Source organism: Kocuria atrinae (assembly GCF_039531425.1).
GTDB classification, from domain to species: Bacteria; Actinomycetota; Actinomycetes; order Actinomycetales; family Micrococcaceae; genus Kocuria; species Kocuria atrinae.
The window spans coordinates 163,313-189,465 of sequence record NZ_BAAAQA010000015.1; the positions used below are offsets into that span (position 1 = coordinate 163,313).

A 26,153-nucleotide genomic window follows, 5' to 3' on the forward strand; every position below is an offset into this window, starting at 1 on the left:
CCGCGCGGGTGGCGACGCCGCGGCGTCGTCACCCGCACCCGGGGTACCCGTAGCGTCGGGTGCCCGCCGGGCACCATTCGGTGCGCGATTGCGCGAGGCCATGCTCACTCACGGTCCGCTGTGCGTGGGCATCGATCCGCACCCCGCCCTGCTGGACGCGTGGGGTCTTCCCTATACGGTGGCCGGCTTGGAAAAGTTCTCGCTGACCGTGGTGGAAGCTGCTGCGGGCCACGCGGCCACCCTGAAACCACAGGTGGCGCTGTATGAAGCGTTCGGTTCGGCCGGTATGGCCGTGCTCGAACGTGTCTTGAAGGAAAGCCGCGAGGCTGGTGTTTTAAGCATTGCCGACGCCAAGCGCGGTGACATCGGCTCGACGATGGCCGCCTACGCCACGGCGTGGCTTTCGGATGATTCCCCGCTTGCAGCGGACTCGGTGACGTTGAGCCCGTATTTGGGTTTCGAGTCCCTCCGGCCGGCCTTGGACCTGGCTCAGGAAACGGGCCGAGGCACCTTTGTGCTCGCATTGACCTCCAACCCGGAGGGCGCCAGCGTTCAACACGTGGGTGGTCATGAATCTGTTGCCAAGACAATCCTTAATGCTGTGCAGTATGAAAACCTTCGTAAAACCGCTGTCGCTTCGGTAAATACCGTGTCTGACGTCCCAGAAAACCGCGCCAAGAGGGCTCCACAGGAAAATTGTGACCAAATCGTTACAAAGGGGAAGAATAACACTCTGGGTTCTTGCGGAGTGGTTATTGGCGCAACCGTTTCAGATGCCCTCTCACAACTGGAGATAAACCTCCGGGGCTTCAACGGCCCCATCCTTTCGCCCGGGTATGGGGCGCAGGGGGCTGACGCCAATGCCGTGGCAGGGGTGTTTGACCAAGTCAGCGGGAATGTTCTTGCTAACTCATCCCGGGGGGTGCTGAGGTACGGTCCGGACGTTTCCGCACTGCGTTCTGCAATGCAACGTTCCGGTGAAGAACTTAGCGCCGCTCTATACGGCTGAATCGCTTCTCTGAAATCGGCGTAAACACCATAGAAATCCCTGATCAGGGGCTATTCATGGTGTTTACGCCCTTATTAATGTCGGGTACTTTTCCGATAGCGGCTACCCCCCAGATCCGCTACTGCAGGCGTGTGGGAGCACACTCAGAGCAACCAGAGGAGAGAGATCCACATGGCATTACGTCCTTTGACAGATGAAGAGCGAGCGCGGGCACGTGAGAAGGCGACTGCCGCGCGAACAGTGCGGGCGGAGGTGAAGAAAGCACTGCGTGATGGCACCATGACCGTGGCCGAGGTTCTGAAGCGCGGCGACAGCGATGAAGCCGTGAGCCGACTGAAGGTCACGGATCTGCTCGAAGCCACCCCCGGAATCGGAAAGGTTCGATCGGCGGCCATCATGGACCAGATCGGTATCGCACGGACCCGACGGGTGCGTGGATTGGGGCAGCACCAGCGTCGGGCCCTGATCGATTACCTTGACCGGTGACCCGCGACCCAGGGGAACGGGTGCTCGGTGAGCAGTGGCACATCGTTGTGATCGCGGCTGAATGATCCCATCAGAGGACCCGTTGGTACAGTGGCGGAACAGGTTTTTACCTGTTCCGCCACTTCTTTGTCCCGGAGGTAGATGTGCCCGCTAAACCAACCGTCACCGTGCTGGCTGGACCCACGGCGGTTGGAAAGGGCACCGTCTCCACCTACATCAGGGATCACTACCCGCAGGTGTGGCTGTCGGTATCGGCCACCACGCGCGCGGCCCGTCCCGGTGAAGTCGACGGAGTGCACTACTTCTTCGTCTCGGACGGCGAGTTCGATTCCATGGTCGCCAACAACGACTTGTTGGAATGGGCCGTGGTACATAATTCGCACCGTTACGGCACACCTCGGCGGAAAGTGGACGCGGCGCTGGCCCAGGGCAGGAGCGTGTTGTTGGAGATCGACCTGCAGGGAGCGCGTGAAATCAAACGCACCTTGCCCACCGCGCAGTTCGTGTTTTTGGCCCCGCCCAGCTGGGATGAAATGGTGGCACGATTGGTCGGTCGCGGGACCGAAACTCCGGAGCAGCAGCAGCGAAGGCTGGAAACAGCTAAAGTAGAGCTTGCGGCGCAACCAGAGTTCGATCACACGGTGATCAATGACAGCGTGGAGCGCGCCGCCGCAGAACTTGTAGAGCTCATGGGGTTGCCCGCCCAGCAGCGGGATTGACCGCCGGCCACCACGCATCCAGGCCGCGCAGCCCGGAGCCTACCCAATTACCAAGAAGTCCATGACAGGAGTCATTCACTCGTGAGCACAGATTACGAAGGCATCGTTAACCCGCCCATCGACCGGTTGCTCGGCAAGACCGATTCCAAGTACGGGCTGGTCATCTTCGGTGCTCGCCGTGCCCGTCAGATCAACGCGTACTACTCGCAGTTGCACGAGGGCCTGTTCGAGTACGTCGGCCCGCTCGTGGACACCCAGCTCAACGAGAAGCCGCTGTCCATCGCGTTCCGCGAGATCGACGAGGACCTGATCGAGGCCACCGAGGTCGACCACGCCGGGTTCTCCGCCAATGGCCAGCTCGTCACCGAGGAAGCAGCCTCCGCTGACGTGTTCGGTGGTGACTTCTTCGCGCAGGGTACTGACGAGGCTTCCGCGCCCATGTTCTCCGACAGCGCCGAGGTGCCGGCGGAAGAGGCCTCCGAGGCCAAGGAAACCGCTGAGACCGAGGAACCCACCGAGAAGTGACCCTTCCGCAGTCTTCGGATACCCCCGTTCACTCCCCATCGACCGCGCCGTTGCGCGTGGTGCTGGGCGTGGGCGGAGGTATTGCCGCATATAAGGCAGCCCTGCTGACACGCTTGTTCACCGAGGCGGGCCACCATGTGGTTCCCATGCCCACCGCGGCAGCCCTGGAGTTCGTGGGAGCGCCCACCTGGGAAGCGCTCACGGGCGAGCCGGTGTCCACGTCCGTGTTCGATCGCGTGGATACCGTCAATCACGTCTGGCAGGGCCAGCAGGCGGATCTGGTGGTCATCGCCCCGGCCACCGCCGACCTCATGGCCAAGATCGCACACGGTCTGGCGGATGACCTGTTGACCACCACGGTGCTTGCCTCACGCGCGCCGGTGGTCCTGGCACCCGCCATGCACACCGAGATGTGGCTCAACCCCGCCACCCAACGCAATGTGGCGCTCTTGCGAGAGCACGGCCACACGGTGATCGATCCCGATTCCGGGCGACTCACGGGCAAGGACAGCGGCCCCGGCCGGCTCCCCGAGCCCCAGAAGATTTACGACGCCGCGCTGGCCGTGCACGCGCGAGGTTCCGCGGCGGCGTCGTCGTCGGGCCCGTTGGCCGGGTGTCGTGTACTGATCACCGCGGGAGGAACCCGCGAGGCGTTGGACCCCGTGCGGTTCCTGGGCAACCGTTCCTCCGGCAAGCAGGGCATCGCCCTGGCCGAGGCCGCTCGCGATGCCGGGGCCGCAGTGCACCTGATCGTCGGGCACGTCGAAACGGAGCTACCGAACGGCGTCGAGATCTCGGAGATTTCCTCTGCCCTGGAACTTCAGGACGCGACCCGAGCTGCGGCCGAGGACGCGGACGTGGTGATTATGGCCGCGGCCGTGGCGGACTACCGGCCGGTGTCGGTCGGCGAGCACAAGATGAAGAAGTCCGAGGACGGTACGGACCCGGTCATCGAACTGACCCGGAATCCGGATATCCTGCGTGCTCTCGTGGACGACCGTGATCACAGTGGCCGTCGGCAGCTGATCGTGGGATTCGCCGCGGAGACCGGGGACGGTGAGCACTCCGTGTTGGATTTCGGACGAGCCAAACTGCAGCGCAAGGGCTGCGACTTGCTGGTCGTCAATGAAGTGGGCGCGTCCAAGGTGTTCGGCCAGGACACCACGGAAGTCACCGTGTTGTCCGCGCGCGGAACCGAAGACGCGCACTCTGCCGGAACGAAGGCCGAAGTGGCGGATTTTATTGTGGATCGCGTGGGCCTCGAACTGGGAGTCTGAGTGGACGGGTACTCTTGGACGGTGACCGAATCTAGCCCCCACCTGAGAATTTTCACCTCCGAGTCAGTGACGGAGGGACACCCGGACAAAATCTGCGACCAGATCTCGGATTCCATCCTGGACGCTCTGCTGGCCGAGGACCCTGAGTCCTCGGTGGCCGTGGAGACCATGGTGACCACAGGACTGGTTCACGTGGCCGGTGAAGTCAAAACCAAGGCCTACGTGGAAATCCCGCACATCGTGCGCAAGTGCCTTCTGGACATCGGCTACAACTCGTCCGTGCACGGTTTCGACGGTGAGTTCTGCGGCGTCTCCATCAGCGTGGGAGAACAGTCCAGCGAAATCCACGACGGCGTGTACAACTCCCTCGAGAGCCGCTCTGGCACTGCCCAGGATCCCCGCGACATTCAGGGCGCGGGGGACCAGGGCTTGATGTTCGGCTACGCCTCGGATGAAACCGATGTGCTCATGCCGGCGCCCATCTCCATTGCCCACCGGCTCTCGGAACAGCTCACCCGGGTTCGAAAGACGGCGGTGCTGCCCAATCTCCGCCCGGACGGTAAGACTCAGGTGACCCTGGGTTACGACGGGCACACGCCCGTGTCCGTGGAGACCGTGGTGGTTTCCTCACAGCACGCTGAGGGCTACGACCTCAAGCAGTTGGCCACCGACCTCACACAGTCCGTGATTGATCCGGTACTGGCTGATTCCGGGTTGGACCTGTTCAACACGGAAATCATCGTGAACCCCGCGGGAAACTTTGTCCGCGGCGGCCCCGTGGGCGATGCCGGTCTGACCGGTCGCAAGATCATTGTGGACACCTACGGCGGCATGGCCCGTCACGGCGGCGGCGCGTTCTCCGGTAAGGACCCGTCCAAGGTGGACCGTTCGGCCGCCTATGCCATGCGCTGGGTTGCCAAGAACGTGGTGGCCGCCGGACTGGCACGCCGCGCGGAAGTGCAGGTTGCCTACGCTATTGGCCAGGCACGCCCGGTGGGTCTGTACGTGGAGACCTTCGGCACGGAGACCGTTGACCCCCAGCGCATCGAGAAGGCGATCCTGGAGGTCTTCGACCTGCGTCCGTTGGCGATCATCGAAGACCTGAACCTCAAACGCCCCATTTACACCAAGACCGCGGCGCACGGTCACTTCGGCCGAACCGACCCCGATTTCACGTGGGAGCGCACCGACCGCGTCGAAGCGTTGCGTTCCGCCGCGGGACTGTGAGCGAGCGTTCCGGGTCGGCACCTGTGCCCGACCCGGACGCTGCCCCGGAGCAACTCTCCCTCGCGGGGTTGCCCGAACCACCCCCCGCGCCCAAGAAATCCGATCTTCCGGTGGGTGCCGAAGGGCCGGCACCCGAGGACCCCATCGCCAAGGTCCTACTGGACGCGTACGTGCCACACCTGGATCGAGTCTTCGACTACCGAGTGAGCGCCGGTCTCGACCGGGACGCCGTGGTGGGTGCCAAGGTATCGGTCCCGTTCTCCGGTCGGCTCATGACGGGATGGATCGTTGACCGCGTCGCCGAGTCCGAGGTCACCGGGCGGCTTTTGACCATTCGCAAGGTGCTTTCGCCCTTACCCGTGCTCAAACCCGTGATCGTGGAGCTCGCTCAAGCAGTGGCCGCCCGTTCTGCCGGAACCGTGTCGGACGTGTTGCGGGTGGCTGTTCCGCCGCGAGTGGCACGCGTGGACAAGGAAATGTTGGCGCGTCGTCAGGCGGCTGCGGTGGAAGAACCGGAGTCGACGCCGGTATCCGAGGACACAAGCGGCGACGAAGGTACCGCCGAGGTGGCGCACGGCGAGACCGATACTGGCGAACTTGCGCGGGCGGATACCGAGGTCGCGAAGGCTGCGAGCGCCGTCGACAATGCGGCTGAGGATGCCGTGTCGAGCGACGCGGAGAAACGTGAGCCGGCGGAGTCGGCGCGGGATGAACCCGACGCGCCGGTCACCGTGCCTCGTAAACTCTGGCGCTACTACAACGGCGGTCTTGAGTGGCTCGCTGCCGCCTCCGAAGGAGATCCGGCGCGAGCGGTGGTCGAGGTATTGCCGGCTCCGGAGGATCACGACTGGGCTCTGCTGACGGCCTCGGCGATGGCGGCCACCTATGAGGCCGGGCACGGTGCGTTGGCGGTGGTTTCCGACTACAAGTCGCTGGAACGTCTCGCGGCGGCTCTCGAATCGCTGGTGGGATCTGACCGTGTGGTCCGGCTGCACGCGGACGACGGTCCCACGCCCCGATATCGCGGGTACATGGAACTCTCGCTGGGCTATAAACGTCTGGCGATCGGCACGCGTTCCGCCGCTTATGCACCCGTTCAGGATCTGCGTCTGGTGTGCTGTCATGACGATGGCGACACGAGCTACGTGGAACAACGCGCACCGTATCAACACACGCGGGACGTCTTGCTGTTGCGTGCCCAGCAGGAGAACACCGCGGCGCTGTTCACCGGCTACAGCGTGAGCCCGGAGGCCCAGCGTCTCATCACAACCGGGTGGGCCGCCCATGTCCGTCCAGAGCGGGCGACCCTGCGGAAATACTCGCCGCGGGTGGAGGCGACGTCGGACTCGTTCAATTTATCCCGCGACCCCATGGCCGCGCGTGCCCGGTTACCCCACGAAGCGTTCCGGGTGGCCCAACAGGCCCTCGCACAAGGCCCGGTGTTGGTCCAGGTGGCCCGGCGCGGATACGCGCCCTTCGTGGCCTGCGAGCGCTGCCGTACACCCGCGCGATGCCGGGGCTGCGGGGGATCGTTGTCGCTCCGGTCGGGTCGGGAGGCACCCGTATGCACGTGGTGCGGCCGCAATGCTCATGGTTGGCAGTGCCAGGAATGCGGTCACCAGCGCCTGCGATTGAGCAAGGTGGGAGCCCTGCGCACCGCAGAGGAACTGGGGCGTGCGTTCCCGCAGGTTCCGGTCATCTCATCGAGTGCCGAGCACGTCCGCCCTGACGTGGGTTCCGATCCCGCACTGGTGGTGGCCACGCCCGGTGCCGAACCGGTGGCCGAGGGCGGATATGCGGCGGCCCTGCTCCTGGACGGCAACGAGATGCTGGCGCGGCCGTGGTTGCGCGCAGAAGAACAAACCCTTAGACGCTGGTTCAATGCGGCTGCGCTCGTGCGGTCTTCCTCGCAGGGCGGGACGGTGGTCGTGACCGCGGATCACGATCAGGCGGTCGGCGCCCTGGTGCGCTGGGACCCGTCCGGTCACGCCTACCGACAGCTGCAGGAACGTCACGAGCTGGGCTTGCCACCGGCTGTTCGGACTGCCGCACTCACTGGTCCTCGCGACGCACTGACCGCGACCCTGCGCGACCTGGACCTACCGCCCCAGGTGAACGTGGTGGGCCCGGCGCCGATGAAGGACCAAGTGGGTGGTTGGTCCGATGAGGGCGACCCGGGGACTCTCGCCGGGTTCACGACCGAGGACGAACCTCAGTACAGGGCGTTGCTGTTCTTCGGGTTCGGAATCGCCCCGCAGATCACCGCTGCGCTGCGAGCCGAGAAGGCCCGGGCCTCAGCATTGCGCGAGCACGCGGTGGTCAACGTGCGCTGCGATATCACTGATCTGTTGTAGTGGTTTCTCCACCCGTGGTGACCTCGGTGTCGAATTCGACCGGAGTTCCGTGCTCCACGGTGCGTGAGACGGCGCAGTACTTGTCGTGGGAGAGTTTCACCAGGCGGTCGACCAGACCGGCAGCCTTGCGCCCGCCGTCGTCGTCGGGGAACGACAGGTTGAAGGAGAGGTTCAGGTCCTCCAGGCGGCTACCGCCGTTTTCCTCGGCAACCTTGCTGCCGCTTGCCTCGACCCTGAACTCGGTGGGTTCGGAACTGCGCGAGGTGACGGTGTCCACGTCGATCGAGGAGCAACCCGCGATCGCGGCCAACAGCAATTCCACCGGGGACATCAGGTCCTCACCACGGCCGAACGTGACCTCGACACCGGCCGCGTTGCGGGCGACGTAGCGGTTGGTGGCTTCACGAGTTAGTTCGATGGAATGCGTGGGATTCTGGTTTTCGCTCATGGGTTCATGATGCCACCCAGATTCGAGTGAACCGTGACGGCCCGGGGGTGGTGCGTACGCGGTACACGAGGGTGCCTCGTCAGGGCAGCGCTGGCAGTTTCTTCTCGAACAACCAGTCGTGGAGCAACGGCTCCGCCGGCCGCCCACTGACCTCAGATGCCAGCGCCAAGAATTCGGCCGTCGTCACGTTCCCGCATCGGTTCTGCGCCGTCCACCGCTGCAGAATCGTGAAAAACGTCTGATCACCCATGGACATCCGTAGCGCGTGCAACGTGAGCGCCCCACGGACGTACACGCGGTCGTCGAACATCTTCTTCGGACCGGGGTCCCCGATCACAAGCTTCTGTTTCGCCCCGGACAGATCCGCATGGGCAGCAACGGCTTGGTCATGGGTCGAGCGGCGTCCGGAGGCCTCGGACCACACCCACTCTGCGTAGTGCGCGAACCCTTCATTGAGCCAGATATCCGACCAGGACGCGGGAGTCACCGAGTTCCCGAACCACTGGTGGGCCATTTCATGGGCAATGAGGCGCTCGGACTCCCAGGACTCGGTCAAATGATTAGGGCCGAAAATCGACAGCGGTTGTGACTCCAGCGGAATCTCCAGCTCATCGTCGGTGACCACTACCCCGTAGTCGTCGAACGGGTACGCCCCGAAGCGCTGTTCGAACACGGACATCATGGCGTGCTGTTTGGCCAGGACATGCTGGGCTCGTGCCCACAGGTGCTCACCACAGGCCAGGGTCAGCGGAACCCGCGCCGGGGGATAGCGATCCGGTTCCACGGGCCCCCTCCGGTACTGACCCATTTGCACCGTGGCCAAATAGGTGGCCACCGGTTCGCGAGACTCCCAGGTCCAAGCGGTCCGGTCGCCCTGCCGGTCCACCGCCAACAGGGCCCCGTTGGAGATGGCCGTGTAATCGGAATCTACCAGCACAGAGACCCGGAACGTTGCCTTCTGGCTGGGGTGGTCGTTGCAGGGGAACCATGTGGCCGCCCCGACCGGCTGCCCGGCCACCAGAACGCCGTCGGAGAGTTCCTCCCAGCCGATATCGCCCCACGCGCCAGAGGCTGGCGATGGCGTTCCCGCGTAGTGGATTTCCACCGTGAGCGCCTCGTCCACGAAGAATCCCTCGCGGGCGTCCACGACCACCTTGTGTTTGGAGTGCTTGAACGAACTGAGCTGTCCGTTGACCAGCACCCGGTCCACCGTGAGGCCCTCAAGGTCCAGGGATAGCGCAGAACAATCCTCCAGAACCCGGGCGTCCAACACGGCTCGCGCTCGCAGCGTGTTCGGCAGAATGTCGTAGTCCAGTGCCAGGTCGTAGTGGTTCACGCGCACCTCGGAGGTGCCGGAACGCGGTGTGTAGGGATCCAGATATCTCATGGTGCTCCTTCCCCGGAGCCCAAGGCCCGGTTCAGCCGCGTTGCTGCAGCTCGTTCGCGAGCTCCAGGAGCCGTTGCGCGGAATCCGCCCATGTGTGGGCTCGTACCCGTTCCAGTCCCCCCAGGACCCGTTCTTGCGCGAGCTGCGGATCGGCGAGCTCGCGCACCCGGGCGGCGAACGCGGCGGCGTCGTCGGCGGGTGCGTACCCTGCGGCGCGGCCGGCCACCTCCCGAAAAATCGGTGTGTCCGAACAGACTACGGGAGCCCCGGCCGCGAAGGCCTCGATGAGCGGCAGGCCGTAACCTTCGGCGCGCGAGGCCGTGAGCAGCGCAGCGCACGAAAAGAGCAGGTCCTGGTATTCGGCGTCGCTCACCCCGCGGTGGAAAACCACGTTGTCGGCGGGGCCCGCGAGCGCACGTAGTTCCGATTCGCGCGCCGGTGAAATCCGGGACAGCACGTGCAGCGTGTACTCGGGCAGCTGAGCGGCCGCGCGCATCAGGGTCTCCACGTTCTTGTACGGCAGGAACGAACCCATGTACAGCAGGTCTCTGCCGCGCGTCCCGAGCCGTGTCAGCGCCTCCGCATCGGTCAGTGCCGCCGCCGACGCCGCATTGGGCACCACGCGCACGTCCCGTTTGGTCAGGCGGTGAGCCAGGATTTGCTCGCGAGAGGTTTCGGAGACGGTAACCACGGCGTCGGCGCGATTGAGCGCGACCCGCTGCGGCCACCAGGCCTTGTGATAAGCCCGCCACCCCCACTGGATGGGTAACGGCAGGTCAGAGGGCGGCTGGGGGTGTTCGTAGTAGATCAGGTCATGGAGGGTGAGGATCAGCTTGTACCGACGGCCCAGCGACCCCATGGTCTGCATGGGCGAGAAGACCACGTCCGGGCGGTAGCGGTTGAGCTTCAGGGACGTGAGCGCCTCGGCCGGTGAGGTCACGGAAGGCCCCGTGAGATGCGGAAGGTCCGGGACATGATCCAGCTGAGCGGGGTCACTGATGAGCGCGGCGAGCCGGACCCTGGGATCATCGCGGGTCAGATCGGCCAGCGCGGTGAGAAGTTCTGCACTGTAGCGACTGATGCCGTCGTGATGATCGGTGCGAATGTAGCGGGCGTCGAACAGGAATTTCACGGGCGGTCATCACCGGTGCGGTGATCGTTGCGGCCCCGGCGCTCGCGGAAGGCTTGTTGCGCGGCCTGTTCGCGCGCCAGCTGGTCCTGACGAATGATCGGGGTCATTCCGGTGAGCTGGTCCGGGGTGGATTCGGTGGTGTCCGCGAGGGGCAGCTCGGCGTGCACGTCCAGGGGCTCCGGTGCGGGGGAGGACAGGAAATCATCGATGTACTCGGCGGCCAGCTGCGGGGCTTCGTAGTGAATCAGGTGACCGGTCTCGGGAATGATCTCCAAACGGTGGCTGCGGATCCAGGAGGCCATGGTCTGCTGGGATTGCACGGAGCCCAGATCATCTTCGGCACCCACGATCAGCAGGGTGGGCATGGCCAACTGCATGGCAACCTCGGCCACGGTGCCGGAAATCGAGGCCTGGTAGGCCTCGTGAAGAACGTCCCGGTTGGCGAACGTGGAGAAGTAGGACTCGTGCTGGCGCAGCGCGTACTTCTTCACCTCGGGGTCCTTGGACTTGACCATGACATCGGTCATGAGTTTCACCACGGACCCGGAGGACAACAGTTTGGACCCCAGAACGCGGGGCAGCTTTTTGCCCACACCGTAGTAGAACTCGGTGAGTTTGGTCAGGCCCTTGTGCTGGCCGTCCAGGGCAGGTTCGCAAATCGGGTTGATCAGCACGAGCCGGCGCACCATGGACGGGTAGGCCACGGCGAAGTGGGAGGCAATGATCGAGCCGAAGGAATGGCCGGCCACAATGATGCCGCTGTCGCTGTCCGGGGACACGGCGCCGTCGGTCAGGCCCGTGATGAAGTCCCGGGCGAAATCCACGTAGTTGGGGATGCTGTGTTCGCGCTCCGGGAAGGGTTCGGAGCGGCCGAAACCCGGTAGATCCGGCACGACCACGTGATACTTCTCGCGCAGCTCGGTGGCAATCAGTTGCAGGCCGTGATGGTCCCCGCGGAAACCATGGAACATCACGAGCAGTGGTTTGTGCTTCTTGTCCGCGTCGTAGAACCAGTATCTGACCTTGTATCCGTCCAGTTGAACGCTGCGGCGTTCGGCGTACGGATTATCCACGGTGACCTCCAAGTCATGGGCTAGCGGCGGGTCCATGGTAACCGTCCGGCCCGGGAGCACGCCGCAGTTGCGGTGCTGGTCTAAACTGACGGGAGATCCCCATGTCATTCCGCGTGGAATCACCATGCCAGCGCTTGCCGCCCGGTGCGGCGGCGCGCGGATGACTCAACTATGTGATGTGAAGGCGAGGCACGTGAGCGCGCAGAACACCCCGGAGACGGGAACCGAGTACGACTTCCAACGGATTGAGGCCGCGTGGCCCCAGTTCTGGGACGAGCAGCAGGTGTACAAGCCCCTCGACGACGGTTCCAGGCCCCGCCGCTACGTGCTGGACATGTTCCCCTACCCCTCCGGTGACCTCCACATGGGTCACGCTGAGGCGTTTGCCATGGGGGATGTCGTGGCTCGCTACTGGAAGCACCGCGGCTTTGACGTGATGCACCCGATCGGCTGGGACTCCTTCGGTCTGCCGGCCGAAAACGCGGCGATCAAGCGCAACACTCACCCCGCGGAGTGGACCTACCGCAATATCGACACGCAGAAGAAGTCCTTTCAGCGCTACGCCATCAGTGCGGACTGGACCCGCGAGATCCACACCTCGGATCCCGAATACTACCGCTGGACCCAGTGGCTGTTCCTGCAGTTCTACAAGCACAACCTGGCGTACCGGAAGGACTCACCGGTCAACTGGTGCCCCACGGACCAGACCGTGCTGGCCAATGAACAGGTCGTCAATGGGGAGTGCGAGCGTTGCCACACGCCGGTGACCAAGAAATCCCTGAACCAGTGGTACTTCAAGATCACCGATTACGCAGACCGGCTCCTGGAGGACATGAAGGAGCTGGACGGCCACTGGCCCGAGCGCGTGCTGGCCATGCAGCGCAACTGGATCGGCCGTTCCGAAGGCGCTCACGTCAACTTCGTGATCGAGGGTGCCCCCGCTGAAGGTGCGGACGCTTCCGACACCTCCGGGCGCACCGTCACCGTGTTCACCACCCGCCCGGACACCCTCTACGGTGCCACCTTCTGCGTGGTCGCCGCGGACGCCGCCATTGCCGGCGAAATCGTCGATGACGAGCACCGCGCTGCCCTGGAGGACTACCAGGAGAACATCAAGGCGCTCTCCGACATCGACCGCCAGTCCACCGACCGCAAGAAGACCGGTGTGTTCCTGGGCCGTTACGCGGTCAACCCGCTCAACGGCGAGAAGCTGCCCGTGTGGGCCGCGGACTACGTGCTGGCCGATTACGGCACCGGTGTGATCATGGCCGTGCCCGCCCACGATCAGCGTGACCTTGACTTCGCCCGTGCATTCGATCTGCCCGTGCGCGTGGTCGTGGACACCGGTGAAGAGGATCCCGCCGTTTCCGGCGTGGCCACCACCGGTGACGGCCAGTTGGTCAACTCCGGTTCGCTGGACGGGTTGCCCAAGGCCGAGGCGATCTCCAAGGCCATCGACATCGTGCGCGAAGCCGGCACCGGCGAGCGCCACATCAACTACCGCCTGCGTGACTGGCTGCTGTCCCGCCAGCGTTTCTGGGGCGCACCCATCCCCATCATTCACTGTGAAGCGTGCGGAGAGGTGCCCGTGCCCGAGGACCAGCTGCCCGTGCAGCTGCCCGAGAACCTGCGCGGTGAGGAACTCTCGCCCAAGGGACAGTCCCCGCTCGCGGCGGCGTCGGACTGGGTGAACGTGACCTGCCCCGAATGTGGTGGGCCGGCCACGCGCGATACCGACACCATGGACACGTTCGTGGATTCGTCCTGGTACTACCTGCGTTTCGCTTCGCCCAATGACGAGAACGCCCCGTTCGACCGGGACGAGGTGGACCGCTGGCTGCCGGTGGACCAGTACGTGGGCGGCGTGGAGCACGCGATCCTGCACTTGCTGTACAGCCGGTTCTTCACCAAGGCGCTCTACGACTTTGGCCTGATCGGTTTCCAGGAGCCGTTCAAGGCGCTGCTCAACCAGGGCCAGGTGCTCAACGGCGGCAAGGCCATGTCCAAGTCGCTGGGTAACGGCGTGGACCTGGGCGAACAGTTGGATGCGTTTGGTGTGGATGCCGTTCGCCTGACCATGGTGTTCGCGTCCCCGCCCGAGGACGACGTGGACTGGGCGGACGTGTCTCCGCAGGGGTCCCAGAAGTTCTTGGCCCGCGCGTGGCGCTTGGCTCAGGACAGCACCGCCGGCGCGGATGCTGACTTCTCCGCCGGTGACAAATCATTGCGCAGCGTGACCCACCGAACCATTGCGGATACCACGCAACTGCTGGACTCCGGCAAGTTCAACGTGGTCATTGCGCGCACCATGGAACTGGTCAACGCCGTGCGCAAGGCCATCGACAGCGGCCCCGGCGCTTCCGATCCCGCCGTGCGCGAGGCCGTGGAGGCCGTGGCCATTCTGTTGTCCCTGGTGGCGCCCTACACCGCCGAGGACATGTGGCACGCCCTGGGCCACGAGGACTCCGTGGTACTCGCCGCGTGGCCCGAGGTGGACGAGGCCCTGCTCGTGGACGACACGGTCACCGCCGTGGTTCAGATCAAGGGCAAGGTCCGCGATCGACTGGAGGTTGCCGCGGATATTTCGGAGGCCGACCTCGAAGCCGCAGCACTGGCGTCGGAGACGGTCCAGCGCCACATTGGCGACGCCACGGTCCGGAAGGTCATTGTGCGTGCACCCAAGCTCGTGAATATCGTGGTGTGATGAACTCCACCAAGGACCAGCGCCCGTCACCCGGTTCAAGGCCGGGGGACGGGCGCTGTCCCGTGTCCGGGGCCAAGGTCGCGGTGGTCACGGACAATGCGGCCGCCCTTCCTCCCGCGTGGCAGGACGAGTTCGAGGCCTCCGGGGCATTCGCCTGTGTGGAGCTGCCGGTGCTGATCGGTGGCCAGCTCTACACCGAGGACGAGGCGGACATGCTCTCGTCCCTGGTCATTGCGCTGGCCGAGGGTCGACCCGTGACCACCTCGCGGCCGGCCCCCGGACAACTGCGCAAGATCTACGCGGCGCTCCAAGCCGCGGGGTTCAAGGCGATCGTCTCGGTCCACCTGTCGGCGGAGCTGTCCGGCACCCTGGGCGCCGCACGCATTGCGCGCCAGGATATCGACATTCCCGTACGTCTCGTAGATACCCACAGCGCCGCGCTCGGGCAGGGCCTGGGGGTACGGGCCGCGGTCCGCGCCGCCTTGGCGTGTCAGGGCATCGACGACGTCGCCGCGGCCGCCTCCGCTGCCTCGGCCGAGGCGCAAGTGCTGATCCAGGTCAATTCCCTGGAGACACTGCGCCGGGGTGGCCGGATCAATCCGACCTCCGCGATGCTCGGGACCATGCTGCAGATCAAACCGCTGCTGTCACTGCACGAGGGAAAGATCGTGACCGTGGAGCGGCCGGTGTCCGCCATCAAGGCCCGTGGGCGGTTTACGACGCTCGTGGGGGACGCGCTGGCCAATTCCGAGCAGGACTCGCCCGTGCTGTGCATCCACCATGTCTCCGACCCCCATGGTGCACGGGAGCTGGGGGAGACGCTGGTGGATCGCTATCGGCCGGATGCCCAGTTGATCCTGAGCGAGTTGCCGGCGGTGTTGAGCGCTCACGTGGGGTTGGGGACCAAAGCGGCAATCGTTGAGGGCCCGACGAATCGACCCATTGCGCACGGCAATCGCGCTGCACCGGCGGAGTCCTGACACACTTTTTGCCACGTGATCCCCTGACCGTGTTCTGACGATTGGCTCGTCCCGTCCCGGGCGGTTGGCTGGTGCCCATGAGCGGGGTCAATTATCGGGGACGAGCACGGCTGCGGGATCAACAAGCCACGGAGCGGTTGTCCGCCCTCCTGGAAGGGGTCGCGGAGCGAGCAGAGGGCTCGGCGGAGCCGGATGGCGCCGACACGGCCACAGCTCCTCTCCCTGAGGAGACGGGACCGCAGCACCGTGAACCGGTAGCGGTGCGAACTTTCTTCACCCGCCCGGCCATCGTGGTACTCATTGCGGTGCTACTGGTGGTGTGTGGAATCTCCGCGCTCTCTCTGCTGCCGGGAGGGACAGAGCCCGATTCATCGGTGGTGGCCGCAGCCGAGACCACCGATTCCGCGGCTGCCTCTCGTGCGCCGGCCGCTGGATCTCCTGTGAGCGAAGCGGCCGGGGCAGAGCCGAGTTCTGGGGCTTCTTCGGGGGCTTCCGGATCTGCTGGTGCGGCTGGAGGTTCAACCTCACCCATGACCGTGCACGTGGTGGGGGAGGTGAAGAAACCCGCCGTGGTGCAGTTGTCCCCGGGAGCCCGTGTCGTTGACGCCGTTGAAGCCGCCGGAGGACTCACGAAAGATGCGGTCACCGAGCGCATCAACTTGGCCCAGCCGGTCACCGACGGACAACAGGTCTTGATCCCCAACGAAAAGACCGCGGCGGAGCTGCACGCCGCGGGTGGACAGGCCGGCCTTGCGCCCGGTGGACAGGCGGGGAACACCTCTGCTGGTGCCCCCACCGATGGAACGGCAGGGAGCGACTCCGAAGGACGCAGCACAACGGATGGCGCGGCCTCGGGCGGGCTGATCAACCTCAACACTGCCACCGCGGCGGATCTCGAAGAACTACCCCGGGTGGGGCCGGTCCTGGCCCAACGGATTGTCGATTTCAGAACCGAGCACGGGCCTTTCACCGCTACCGAGCAACTTGACGATGTGAGCGGCATCGGACCTGCCATGTTGGAAGCGCTGTTGCCTTTGGTTTCGGTATGAACCGTCGGTGGGACCTACGCCTGGTCCCGTCGGCCATGACCGCTTGGCTGTGTTCCATCGTCTTCCTCACGAGCGGACTCCCGCCAGCGGTCTGGACGGGACTTTCGTGCGTGGGTGTCACCGGAGCGGTGCTGCTCCTGCTGCGACGTCATCGACGCAGTCACGGCAGTAGCGTGCGTCACGGGGTGTACGGGCGGCCCACCGAGGTGCTCGGGGCGCTCGCCGTGGTGGCTCTCTGCGCCGCCGCGGCCGTGTTGACCGCGTGGAATACGACCCAACCCGCGCGATCCGCGCTCTCCGAGCATCCACCCGGGGCGACCGTGCGGGTCACGGCCACGGTGGCCGGCAAGCCCACCGCGTATTCGAGCCGGGCGTTCGAGGGGCGAGGCGAGGCGGGAGAAGGCACAGCAGTCACCTTGCACTCTGAGCAGCTCGGCACGAGAAGTGAACACACCGAGGTGACAGTGTTCGCTACTCACCCCGCGTGGCAAGAGCTCGACGACGCAGACACCCTCACCGCCACGCTGACCCTCTCCGATACGGCGAGCCCGGCGAAACTGACGGCGCGAGCGTCGTCGGCGCCCGTGGTGGAAACCACCGAGAAGGAAACGGAACCGGGGCTGCTCGAGCAAGCGCGCTCGGATCTCGCGCGGCTGAGTCTTTCCCACGGAGCCGCTGCAGCGGGCCTGGTGCCCGGCATGACGGTGGGGGACACTTCCCAGATCTCTTCGTCGCTGACCGAGGACATGCGCACCACCGGGCTGACCCACCTCACGGCGGTGTCCGGATCCAACTGCGCGTTGGCGATGACCCTGACCGGTTACGCGGCTCTGACCATGGGAGCTGGGCGAAGAGTCTGTCTGATGGCCGGGATGCTTGCGCTCGGGTGTTTCGTGCTGCTCGTCGGGCCCGACCCGTCCGTGCTGCGAGCCTCAGTGATGGGTGCGCTTGGTGCACTGAGTATGCTCAGCGGCCGTAACGGAGTGAGCCTCAACGCCTTGAGCGCCGCCGTGATCGGCCTGGTGCTGGTCTCACCGGGGCTGTCCATCGACTTCGGGTTCATCCTGTCGGTGCTCGCGACCGCGGGAATCGTGGTGAGCGGCCGCGCCGTCGCCCGCCTATTGGCGTTGAAGCTGCCGGTGCCCGTGGCGCTGTGCATCGCCATCCCGTTCGTCGCGCAGCTGTGGTGCGGTCCCGTGCTCCTGCTGCTCAACCCGGCACTACCCACGTATTCACTGCCGGCCAATATGGCGGCCACGCTCCTGGTGCCCGTCGCGACCGTGGCCGGGCTCATCGCCGTCTGTGTTCTGGTCGTGCCCAACGTGCTGATGCCCGCGCTCCTCCTGATTCCCGGGTTGGAAGCCGATCCCGTCATGGGCGCATGGGAGCGATCCGCGCAGGTTCCGATCACGGTTGCCGCTGTCCCCGCTCGCGGCGTTGCGTGGATCGCGGAATTCTTCGCCGGGCTGCCCGGATCGCTCATTCCCTGGCCGCCGGGGATCTGGGGAATTGTCCTGCTCGCCGTCATCAGCGTGTCGGCCGGGGGAGTGCTGCACTGGTTGGACGCGCGGTGCCAGCGGCCCACCGACACCCACGGGACCCTGGACGCGGCACCCGCGCCTGTTCCCGTCCCCGATCCCGTCTGGCGGCGAGTGGCGCAGAAACGACGCCGCCGACGCCGCGCGCTCGCGGTCCTCGCGGCCGTCACCACGGTGATTCTGATCGTCCAAGGGCTGATCTGGTGGTTACGTCCCGCACCGGCCTGGGATTCGGTGGTGTGCGACGTGGGCCAGGGGGATGCGGTACTGCACCGCACGGGCGCACGCAGTGCGGTGCTGGTGGATGCGGGGCCTGAACCACGGGCCCTGAAGTCATGTTTACGGCAGGCGGAGATCGAGCGGTTGGATGCCGTGATTCTCAGCCACGACCATGCCGATCACACGGCCGGGTTGGAAGCTCTCGCCGGTGACTTTCCGGTGGATCAGGTCTGGTACTCGACCGCGACCGGTGATCTGCCGGACTCGGCCCGAACCTTCGCGGACCGAGCGCACGTGCCCGCCCCCGGGGACACCCTCGATCTGGGCGCGACCACAGTCACCGTTCTGGGACCACAACCGCCATCCGCGGGATCTGGACAACGCCGAACCGCCCCGAGCTCTGAAGACGAAAACAACGCCTCTCTGGCACTGCGCATCACAGTGACGGGAGAAAACGGAACCACCACGTGGCTCTCCGCGGGTGATCTCGAGGAAGACGGCGCCAACCGTCTCATCCGCAGCCAACCGGATGCGGCCCGGTTGGAAGCCGACATCCTCAAGGTGTCCCACCACGGAGCCCGCAATGGCGGTACCCGACTCATAGACACTGTGGACCCCGCGCTCGCGGTCATTTCGGTGGGGGCTGACAACACCTATGGGCACCCGCACCCGAGCATCACCGAGGCTCTCCAGGACAGCGGATCCTCCGTGGCCCGAACGGATCAGCACGGTTCGCTATGGATCAGGAAGGATGGTTCCCGCATCTCCGTCTCCACCCGATGAATCAGCCTCGCGGGCGAATGAACCGAGGGTGGTGATGCGTAAAGAACGAGCTGGGTCCACAGGGTCATCGCTGGGCATCAACGTGTCGGCCCGCACGACTACCATGGGCAGCCAGACCACCACACAGCAATCACCATCGCGCGGGTTCATCCTGCGCTGAGGAGGGCCCATGGCAGCCGCGCGCCGATCCACGCCGTCGAACTCGGGTACCTCCTGGCGGAAAGCCGCACCCCAGCCGCTCGTGTTGGCTACTGGGTCGGACGAGTACCTGATCCAGCGAGTGCGTGAGTCCCTGCGCGACCAGATCCGTGAGGAACGGGGCACGTGCGAGGTCACGCTCATTTCCGCTGCTGACTACGCACCAGGCCAGCTCGCGGTGGTTACCAGCCCGTCCCTGTTCGACGAACCCAAGCTCGTGTGCGTCACCGAACTGTCGAGCATTAACGAGAACCTTCTCACCGACGCTCTCGCGTACGTAAAGTCTCCGGACCCGGAGGTCACGGTGCTCTGGGAACACGGCGGCGGTAACCGCGGGAAAAAGCTCTTGGATGCTCTCAAAGAGGCGGCGCTGGTGGTCAACTGCGCCCCCCTGAAGTCGGACCGGGACAAGTCCGCCTTCATCCTGGCCGAGTTCAAGCAGCACGGAAAACGCATCGAGCCCGACGCCGCTCGTGCGCTGGCTGCCGCGGTGGGTACCAGCACCGCCGAACTAGCAGCGGCGTGCGCCCAGTTGATTTCGGACGGACCCACCACCATCGATCACGACCTGGTGGAGAAGTACTACGGCGGCCGGGTCGAGGTCACCGCGTTCCGCGTGGCGGATGCCGCCGTGGCCGGCAACGCCGATCAAGCGCTCAAGCTCTGGCGGCAGGCAGTGGACGTTGGGGTGGACCCCGTGCCCATGGTGGCCGCACTAGGGGCCAAGCTGCGCCTCATTGCATTAGTTGCTGGCTCGCGTGGTAGCTCCGGAAGCGTGGCGCGCGATGTCGGTGCCGCACCGTGGCAGGTGGAACGGGCACAGAACGAGGCCCGTCGGTTCACACCGGGGCACGTGACCGAGGCTCTCAAGGCCATTGCCCACGCCGATGCACAGGTCAAGGGGGAGTCCCGCACCCCGTACTACGCGGTGGAGCGTGCCATTACCGTGATTGCCACCTCGGGGCGGCACTGAGCCCGGGGGTTGTGTCTCGCGGGTCCCACGCCGGCCCCATCCGAATAGTCCGAGCGCAGAAAACCGCCACCTCCCGTATCCCTTGAAAGCTGGGGATACAGCAAGAGCCCGGTACCTCGTGGGTACCGGGCTCTCACGCTGTCAGCTGAGGCTGAATCAGATCTTGGAGACCTTCTTGGCCAGGCCGGACTTCTTGTTGGCCGCGGTGTTCTTGTGCAGAACACCCTTGGACACGGCCTTGTCCAGCTTGCGGGACGCGATGCGCAGGTTCGACTCGGCGGCAGCCTTGTCGGAGGCGCCAATGGCGTCGTTGACCTTGCGGATCAGGGTCTTCAGCTCGGACTTGTAAGCATTGTTGCGCAGGCGAGCCTTCTCGTTGGTGAGGTTGCGCTTCTTCTGCGACTTGATGTTGGCCACGTATAACTCCTAAAACTGTTCACGGAATTTCGGTCAGTGAGGGCTCACGGATAGTCATCGACTGAGTGTGAGAGTGGGGATGCTCGGTGGCAACCATCCGCTGTGCCCGACGACCAGCGCGGACACACAGCGATAAAGCTTATCAGATCAACGTGTTCAGCGTCGGTTCCCGAGTTCCCGGGCCACGTCGTCAAAACGGTTGCGGTCAAGGACTGCGCCTTCACGGCGGATGTCCGCGGCCAGCACGGGGATCACACGGTTGAGTCGCGCCTCCGAAGGGCGCCCCTGACGATCCCAGCTCCCGGTTCCCACGTCCACGAAGTTCGGATCGTTGTAGGACGCGTTGTCGTGATCCTTGGACGTGAGCATGACGCACAGCAGGTAGTCGCCAGCGCGGTCCACAATCAGAACGGGTCGGTCCTTGCCCTGGTTGTGATCCTCCTGGAAGGGCACCCAGGTCCACACGACCTCGCCCGGATCAGGGCGACCGTCCGGGTGCGGGTCGTAGTGCGGGTTCACGGGGCCGGTCCAGTCACCGAGGTACGGCTTGGACAACCGGCCACCCGCCGAGGGTTGTGAGGTGGGCGCCTGGTACTGCCCGCGCGGCTCGTACTGGCCTTGGGGCTGGTACTGATCCTGCGGCGGCGTCGAACGCTGCTGCATATCGGGGCGGGAGTCTTGACGCCGGTTCTGCTGCATAGAACCGGAGACTCGTTTGTACATGCGGTAGGCGCGGAGGCCCTGGCGCGCGAGGCGCATGAAATCTGCCATACATCCGAGTCTAATGGCGGTGCGCAACCCGCGCGGCAGGTGTTCGGGACGTCCGGTTCGCCCATCCGCACGGAACGTGGGAAACTGGGGAGTCATCCTGAGAACGAAAGGACCGCCTGTGTCACCGTTGGCCGTCAATCCACCGGCACCCGCCTCGACCGACCCCTCGGTGCTCAGAAATTTCTGCATCATCGCCCACATCGACCACGGCAAGTCCACGCTGGCCGACCGCATGCTGCAGGCCACCGGCGTGGTGACCCCGCGACAGATGAAGGCCCAGTATCTGGACCGCATGGACATTGAGCGCGAACGCGGTATCACCATCAAGTCTCAGGCCGTGCGCATGCCGTGGAACGTGGACGGCACCGATTACGCACTGAACATGATCGACACCCCCGGCCACGTGGACTTCACTTACGAAGTGTCCCGTTCCTTGGCCGCGTGTGAAGCAACTCTCTTGCTGGTGGACGCCGCGCAGGGCATTGAAGCCCAGACGCTGGCGAATCTCTACTTGGCGCTCGAGAACGACCTCGCGATCATTCCCGTGCTCAACAAGATTGACCTCCCCGCAGCCCAGCCCGATAAGTACGCGGAAGAACTGGCGAACCTGATCGGTGTGGAGCCGGAAGAGGTACTGCGAGTCTCCGGTAAGACCGGCATGGGTGTGGAAGCGCTGTTGGACAAGATCGTGCAGGATGTTCCGCCCCCGGAGGGCGTTGCGGATGCTCCGTCCCGCGCCATGATTTTCGATTCCGTGTACGACACCTACCGCGGCGTGGTCACCTACGTGCGCGTGGTGGACGGCACCCTCAAGCCCCGTGAACGCATCCGCATGATGTCCACGGGTGCGGCCCACGAAATGCTGGAGATCGGAGTGATCTCGCCCGAGCCCATCCCCTCCAAGGGACTCAGCGTGGGCGAAGTGGGCTACTTGATCACCGGTGTGAAGGACGTCCGTCAGTCCCGCGTGGGCGATACGGTCACCTCGCACACCAAGCCCGCCGAGGAATCACTGGGCGGTTACGAGGATCCCAAGCCCATGGTCTTCTCGGGCCTGTTCCCGGTGGAGGGTTCCGATTACCCCGTCCTGCGCGACGCGCTCGAAAAGCTCCAACTCAACGACGCCGCTCTGGTCTACGAACCCGAGACCTCCACCGCGTTGGGCTTCGGCTTCCGCTGTGGCTTCCTGGGTCTGCTGCACTTGGAAATCTCCCGTGATCGCCTGGAGCGTGAGTTCGACCTCAACCTGATCTCCACCGCGCCGTCGGTTTCCTACAACGTGACGTTGGAGGACAACACGGAGATCGAGGTGACCAACCCGTCCGAGTTCCCTGAAGGCCGGATCAACGAGATCCGCGAACCCATGGTCTCTGCCACGGTGCTCGTGCCCTCGGAATTCATTGGCGCGGTCATGGAACTGTGTCAGTCCAAGCGCGGCGAGATGAAGGGCATGGATTATCTCTCCGAGGACCGCGTGGAACTGCGCTACCGGTTGCCTCTGGCGGAAATCGTGTTCGACTTCTTCGACCTGCTCAAGTCCAAGACCCGCGGTTATGCGTCCCTGGACTGGAAGGCGGACGGCGAACAGGCTGCCGACCTGGTCAAGGTGGACATCTTGCTGCAGGGCGAGCAGGTGGACGCGTTCAGCGCCATCACCCACAAGGACAAGGCCTACTCCTACGGCGTGGTCATGACCGGCAAGCTCAAGAACCTGATTCCGCGTCAGCAGTACGAGGTGCCCATTCAGGCGGCCATTGGCTCGCGCATCATCGCCCGAGAGAACATTCGCGCGATCCGCAAGGATGTGCTCTCCAAGTGCTACGGCGGCGATATCTCCCGTAAGCGCAAGCTGCTGGAGAAACAGAAGGAAGGCAAGAAGCGCATGAAGATGGTGGGCCGCGTGGAGGTTCCCCAGGAAGCCTTCGTGGCTGCGCTGTCCTCCGACGAAGAGTCGGGCAAGGACAAGAAGAAGTAATGCCCGCTCAGCCCGAAGGGGACCCGGCTCCGGCCGACGGTTCCCTGCCTTTGAGTGCCGTGGCCCGGGCGGGCGATCGCACGCTGAGTCTGTACGTGCACGTCCCGTTCTGCGCCGTGCGCTGCGGCTACTGCGACTTCAACACGTACACCATGTCCCAACTGGGGCCCGACGTATCCCGTGAGGATTACCATCACGACGCCGCCGCGGAAGTCCGCTTCGGCCGTTCCGTTCTCGACGCCGCTGGGGCACCGCCGCGCCCGCTGCACAGCGTCTTCTTCGGTGGTGGCACGCCCACTTTGCTTCCCGCGGAAAACCTGGCGGATGTCCTGACCCAGGCCAAGGAGAGTTTTGGGCTGGCTCCGGACGCGGAGATCACCGTTGAGGCGAACCCGGATTCGGTCACGGATCGCACGTTCGAGATCCTCGCGGCCGCCGGGGTGACGCGAGTTTCCTTCGGGATGCAGTCCGCCGTGCCTCACGTGCTCAAGGTTCTGGAGCGCACTCACACTCCGGCCAATGTTCCGCTCGCCGTGGCAGGAGCTCGCAAGGCGGGACTCTCGGCCAGCGTGGACCTGATTTATGGCACCCCGGGGGAGTCGGTGTCCGATTGGCAGCGTTCCGTGGAAACCGCCCTGGAGCTGGAACCCGACCACATTTCGGCGTATTCGCTCATCATCGAGGACGGCACCAAGCTCGCCGCACAGATCCGGCGCGGTGAGGTTCCCGAGGTCGATCCGGATGACCAGGCGGAAAAGTACATCGTGGCTGATCGTTTGCTGCGTGAAGCCGGATTCGAGTGGTACGAGGTCTCCAATTGGTCTCGTGCCAATGATGGCCGCAGTGCCGAGCAGAATCGCAGCGCCCACAATATTGCGTATTGGCGCAATCAGGATTGGTGGGGGATCGGCCCGGGGGCGCACTCTCACATGGACGGTGTGCGCTGGTGGAACATCAAGCATCCGTTGCCGTACACGAACAAGATTCGCGGGGGAGTCTCACCGGCCGTGGGCCGGGAAACCTTGGATCAGGACACGCAGTACCTCGAGCACGTCATGCTGGGTATTCGGATCCGGGAGGGCCTGGACGTCTCGAGCCTGCGCCCCGAGGGACGCAACGCCGTAGCCGGTCTTATCGCCGATGGATGGGTCGACGGAAAGGCCGCGATCGCTGGCCGGGTGATCCTGACCGGCCAGGGCCGTCTCATGGCCGACGCCGTCACGCGTCGGCTCCTCGACTGGTGACGTTCCATTAGCCAGAGCTGACTGGGCGAAAAATAGCCGCACGATAAAACCGCCGCGTCCGGAGTCACCGGACGCGGCGGCGTCGTTAATGCTTGTTCGCTCTGTGGACCGATCAGGCCTTGGCGGAGCGCTTGGTCTGCAATGTGTCGTACAAGTGCGTGTTGCCGCGGTACTGGTAGGGCTCACCCTGGTTGACCTTGATGCCCGCGATGACCGATTGAACGGTGAGCACCACCCAGGTCAGGGCAGCAATCAGGGCGAAAATCCACCCGACTGCCGGCAGCAGCGCCAGGGCAATGCTGCCCACAATGATCAGCGTGGGCAGCAATGAGAAGTTCAGGGCTTCACGGGATTCCTGCTTGGTGAACGGGCCGCGGTCGCCCATGACGCGCAGGACCAGGTAACTGGGCAGGGCACCGGCCACACCGCCCAGGTGTGCCAGCGTGGCCCACTGCTTGTCCTGGGTGATATCCAGGGGTTCTGCCTGCGCCGGAATGCTCTCGAAAGCGGGGCCGTCCATGGTGGCCGGCCGGGATCCGGGACGGGCCTGTACTTGATCAACCACTACTTGTCTCTTTCCGGGGCTATGCGCCCGTTGGGCAATGTGTCACTGCGCTGGAAGTATTCGGTCCAGTCTAGGGCGAATACACTGTGTTCGAGCTGAAACCGCGGTGTAATTCGCGACACCTCACCCTTGTGGTGCCGTGAGGAAATCAATGAGTTCCTCGACTCTTCCCAGCAATGACGGTTCCAGGTCAGCATAGGAATCCACGCGCGCCAGAATCGCTTGCCAAGCCCGGCCGATGTCCGCGGGTGTCTTATGGGGCAAACCCAAGGCCTTGGCCATGCCGGTCTTCCAGTCGGTTCCGCGTGGAATCACCGGCCACTCGCTCAACCCCAGCACAGAAGGTTTCACGGATTGCCAGATGTCCACGTAGGGGTGGCCCAGCACAAGCAGGTTGCCCCGGGCTCCGGGGACGCTGAGGGCATCAGCGGCGATTCGCGATTCCTTGGAGCCGGCCACCAGGTGATCGACGAGTACTCCCAATCGTCGTTCGGGCCCCGGGTTGAAGTCCCGGACCGCTGCGGGGAGATCATCGATGCCGTGAAGCGGTTCCACCACAATGCCCTCGACCGCTAAATCATGGCCCCACACCTTGGCGACCAGTTCGGCGTCGTGGAAACCCTCCACCCAGATGCGGGATTCCTTGGCCACGCTCGCCCGGAGACCTTCCACAGCCACTGACCCGGAACGAGTGCGGGCGGGTTTCTTGGGGCCGGTTTTCCGAACGGGTGGGCCAAGCTTGATGGGTTCACCGTCCAGCAGGAAGCCCGGGCCCAGCGGGAACGTCTTGATCTTTCCGTGGCGATCCTCCAGCCCGACCACACGCATGCCACCAATAGTTTCCAGGCTCACAGCAGCACCCACCCAACCGGTCTGGGCATCCTCGAGAACCATGCCCGGTTCCAGAGCAGTGTCGCGCGCGGCGGGAGCGGTGCGGGAGACCATGGGGCTACTCAGATCCTGGGGCCCCCAGTTCCAACCGGGTGCTGTCACGATGCGCTGTCCTCACGTGCGGGATGGGTGATCAGCGGTGAGCGTACCAAATGGCGTGACACCACTGCGCGGGTACACTGAAGGAAATTAGCACTGTCATCCGCTGA

22 protein-coding genes are annotated in these 26,153 nt (G+C 64.8%); 14 read left to right on the plus strand and 8 right to left on the minus strand.

The window, feature by feature from the left end:
• Positions 1-100 precede the first annotated feature (100 nt).
• The 7 genes from pyrF (at position 101) to ABD283_RS07335 (ending at position 7,597) form a co-directional block, all read left to right on the plus strand.
• Positions 101-1,009 carry an orotidine-5'-phosphate decarboxylase gene (gene pyrF / locus ABD283_RS07305; RefSeq protein WP_425552810.1) on the plus strand — a complete coding sequence of 303 codons (909 nt, stop codon included), beginning with the start codon at positions 101-103 and terminating at the stop codon, positions 1,007-1,009.
• A gap of 171 nt (positions 1,010-1,180) precedes the next feature.
• Positions 1,181-1,495, plus strand: coding sequence for an integration host factor, actinobacterial type (mihF, locus tag ABD283_RS07310; RefSeq protein WP_344224324.1), 315 nt, complete (start codon positions 1,181-1,183; stop codon positions 1,493-1,495).
• Positions 1,496-1,638: 143 nt separating this feature from the next.
• Positions 1,639-2,214 carry a guanylate kinase gene (gene gmk / locus ABD283_RS07315; protein WP_344224325.1) on the plus strand — a complete coding sequence of 192 codons (576 nt, stop codon included), beginning with the start codon at positions 1,639-1,641 and terminating at the stop codon, positions 2,212-2,214.
• 81 nt (positions 2,215-2,295) lie between these two features.
• The gene (gene rpoZ / locus ABD283_RS07320; RefSeq protein WP_344224326.1) at positions 2,296-2,739 is read left to right on the plus strand and encodes a DNA-directed RNA polymerase subunit omega; all 444 of its coding nucleotides are present in this window, start codon (positions 2,296-2,298) and stop codon (positions 2,737-2,739) included.
• A 50-nt stretch (positions 2,740-2,789) separates the two neighbouring features.
• Entirely contained in the window at positions 2,790-4,016 is a 1,227-nt protein-coding gene (gene coaBC / locus ABD283_RS07325; protein WP_344224521.1) for a bifunctional phosphopantothenoylcysteine decarboxylase/phosphopantothenate--cysteine ligase CoaBC, read from the plus strand.
• 21 nt (positions 4,017-4,037) lie between these two features.
• On the plus strand, positions 4,038-5,243 hold the full coding sequence (gene metK, locus ABD283_RS07330) for a methionine adenosyltransferase (protein WP_344224327.1): 1,206 nt from the start codon (positions 4,038-4,040) through the stop codon (positions 5,241-5,243).
• Entirely contained in the window at positions 5,240-7,597 is a 2,358-nt protein-coding gene (locus ABD283_RS07335; protein ID WP_344224328.1) for a primosomal protein N' family DNA-binding protein, read from the plus strand. Before metK ends, ABD283_RS07335 begins: the two co-directional genes overlap by 4 nt.
• Here ABD283_RS07335 and ABD283_RS07340 read toward each other — a convergent pair.
• The 4 genes from ABD283_RS07340 to ABD283_RS07355 form a co-directional block, all read right to left on the minus strand.
• The gene (locus ABD283_RS07340) at positions 7,581-8,045 is read right to left on the minus strand and encodes an OsmC family protein (protein WP_344224329.1); all 465 of its coding nucleotides are present in this window, start codon (positions 8,043-8,045) and stop codon (positions 7,581-7,583) included. The genes ABD283_RS07335 and ABD283_RS07340 overlap by 17 nt on opposite strands.
• 79 nt (positions 8,046-8,124) lie before the next feature.
• Positions 8,125-9,432: a M1 family metallopeptidase gene (locus tag ABD283_RS07345; protein WP_344224330.1), complete on the minus strand. Its 1,308-nt coding sequence runs from the start codon at positions 9,430-9,432 to the stop codon at positions 8,125-8,127.
• Positions 9,433-9,463: 31 nt separating this feature from the next.
• Positions 9,464-10,564, minus strand: a complete 1,101-nt coding sequence (locus tag ABD283_RS07350; RefSeq protein WP_344224331.1) for a glycosyltransferase family 4 protein — start codon at positions 10,562-10,564, stop codon at positions 9,464-9,466.
• Positions 10,561-11,637 carry an alpha/beta fold hydrolase gene (locus tag ABD283_RS07355; RefSeq protein ID WP_344224332.1) on the minus strand — a complete coding sequence of 359 codons (1,077 nt, stop codon included), beginning with the start codon at positions 11,635-11,637 and terminating at the stop codon, positions 10,561-10,563. The genes ABD283_RS07350 and ABD283_RS07355 overlap by 4 nt, the downstream gene beginning before the upstream one ends.
• 160 nt (positions 11,638-11,797) lie before the next feature.
• Between ABD283_RS07355 and leuS the strand changes: the two genes are divergently transcribed.
• The 5 genes from leuS (at position 11,798) to holA (ending at position 20,081) form a co-directional block, all read left to right on the plus strand.
• Positions 11,798-14,341, plus strand: a complete 2,544-nt coding sequence (leuS, locus tag ABD283_RS07360) for a leucine--tRNA ligase (RefSeq protein ID WP_344224333.1) — start codon at positions 11,798-11,800, stop codon at positions 14,339-14,341.
• Entirely contained in the window at positions 14,341-15,321 is a 981-nt protein-coding gene (locus tag ABD283_RS07365) for a DegV family protein (protein WP_344224334.1), read from the plus strand. Before leuS ends, ABD283_RS07365 begins: the two co-directional genes overlap by 1 nt.
• A gap of 41 nt (positions 15,322-15,362) precedes the next feature.
• Complete coding sequence (locus ABD283_RS07370) at positions 15,363-16,370, plus strand: ComEA family DNA-binding protein (RefSeq protein WP_344224335.1); 1,008 nt, start codon at positions 15,363-15,365, stop codon at positions 16,368-16,370.
• Complete coding sequence (locus tag ABD283_RS07375) at positions 16,367-18,910, plus strand: ComEC/Rec2 family competence protein (protein WP_344224336.1); 2,544 nt, start codon at positions 16,367-16,369, stop codon at positions 18,908-18,910. Before ABD283_RS07370 ends, ABD283_RS07375 begins: the two co-directional genes overlap by 4 nt.
• A 169-nt stretch (positions 18,911-19,079) precedes the next feature.
• Positions 19,080-20,081, plus strand: a complete 1,002-nt coding sequence (gene holA / locus ABD283_RS07380) for a DNA polymerase III subunit delta (RefSeq protein ID WP_344224337.1) — start codon at positions 19,080-19,082, stop codon at positions 20,079-20,081.
• Between the two features lie 156 nt (positions 20,082-20,237).
• Here holA and rpsT read toward each other — a convergent pair whose 3' ends face one another.
• Both rpsT and ABD283_RS07390 read right to left on the minus strand, forming a co-directional pair.
• Entirely contained in the window at positions 20,238-20,498 is a 261-nt protein-coding gene (gene rpsT, locus ABD283_RS07385; protein ID WP_344224338.1) for a 30S ribosomal protein S20, read from the minus strand.
• 156 nt (positions 20,499-20,654) lie between these two features.
• Entirely contained in the window at positions 20,655-21,269 is a 615-nt protein-coding gene (locus ABD283_RS07390; RefSeq protein WP_344224339.1) for a type II toxin-antitoxin system PemK/MazF family toxin, read from the minus strand.
• Between the two features lie 118 nt (positions 21,270-21,387).
• On the opposite strand from ABD283_RS07390, the gene lepA reads away from it, so the two are divergent.
• Together lepA and hemW are read left to right on the plus strand one after the other, a co-directional pair.
• Complete coding sequence (gene lepA / locus ABD283_RS07395; RefSeq protein WP_344224340.1) at positions 21,388-23,244, plus strand: translation elongation factor 4; 1,857 nt, start codon at positions 21,388-21,390, stop codon at positions 23,242-23,244.
• Positions 23,244-24,488 carry a radical SAM family heme chaperone HemW gene (gene hemW, locus ABD283_RS07400; RefSeq protein WP_344224341.1) on the plus strand — a complete coding sequence of 415 codons (1,245 nt, stop codon included), beginning with the start codon at positions 23,244-23,246 and terminating at the stop codon, positions 24,486-24,488. Before lepA ends, hemW begins: the two co-directional genes overlap by 1 nt.
• Before the next feature lie 112 nt (positions 24,489-24,600).
• Here hemW and ABD283_RS07405 read toward each other — a convergent pair whose 3' ends face one another.
• Both ABD283_RS07405 and ABD283_RS07410 read right to left on the minus strand, forming a co-directional pair.
• Positions 24,601-25,053: a DUF4870 domain-containing protein gene (locus ABD283_RS07405; protein WP_344224342.1), complete on the minus strand. Its 453-nt coding sequence runs from the start codon at positions 25,051-25,053 to the stop codon at positions 24,601-24,603.
• Positions 25,054-25,176: 123 nt separating this feature from the next.
• Complete coding sequence (locus tag ABD283_RS07410) at positions 25,177-26,046, minus strand: DUF3097 domain-containing protein (protein WP_425552811.1); 870 nt, start codon at positions 26,044-26,046, stop codon at positions 25,177-25,179.
• Positions 26,047-26,153: the final 107 nt, after the last annotated feature.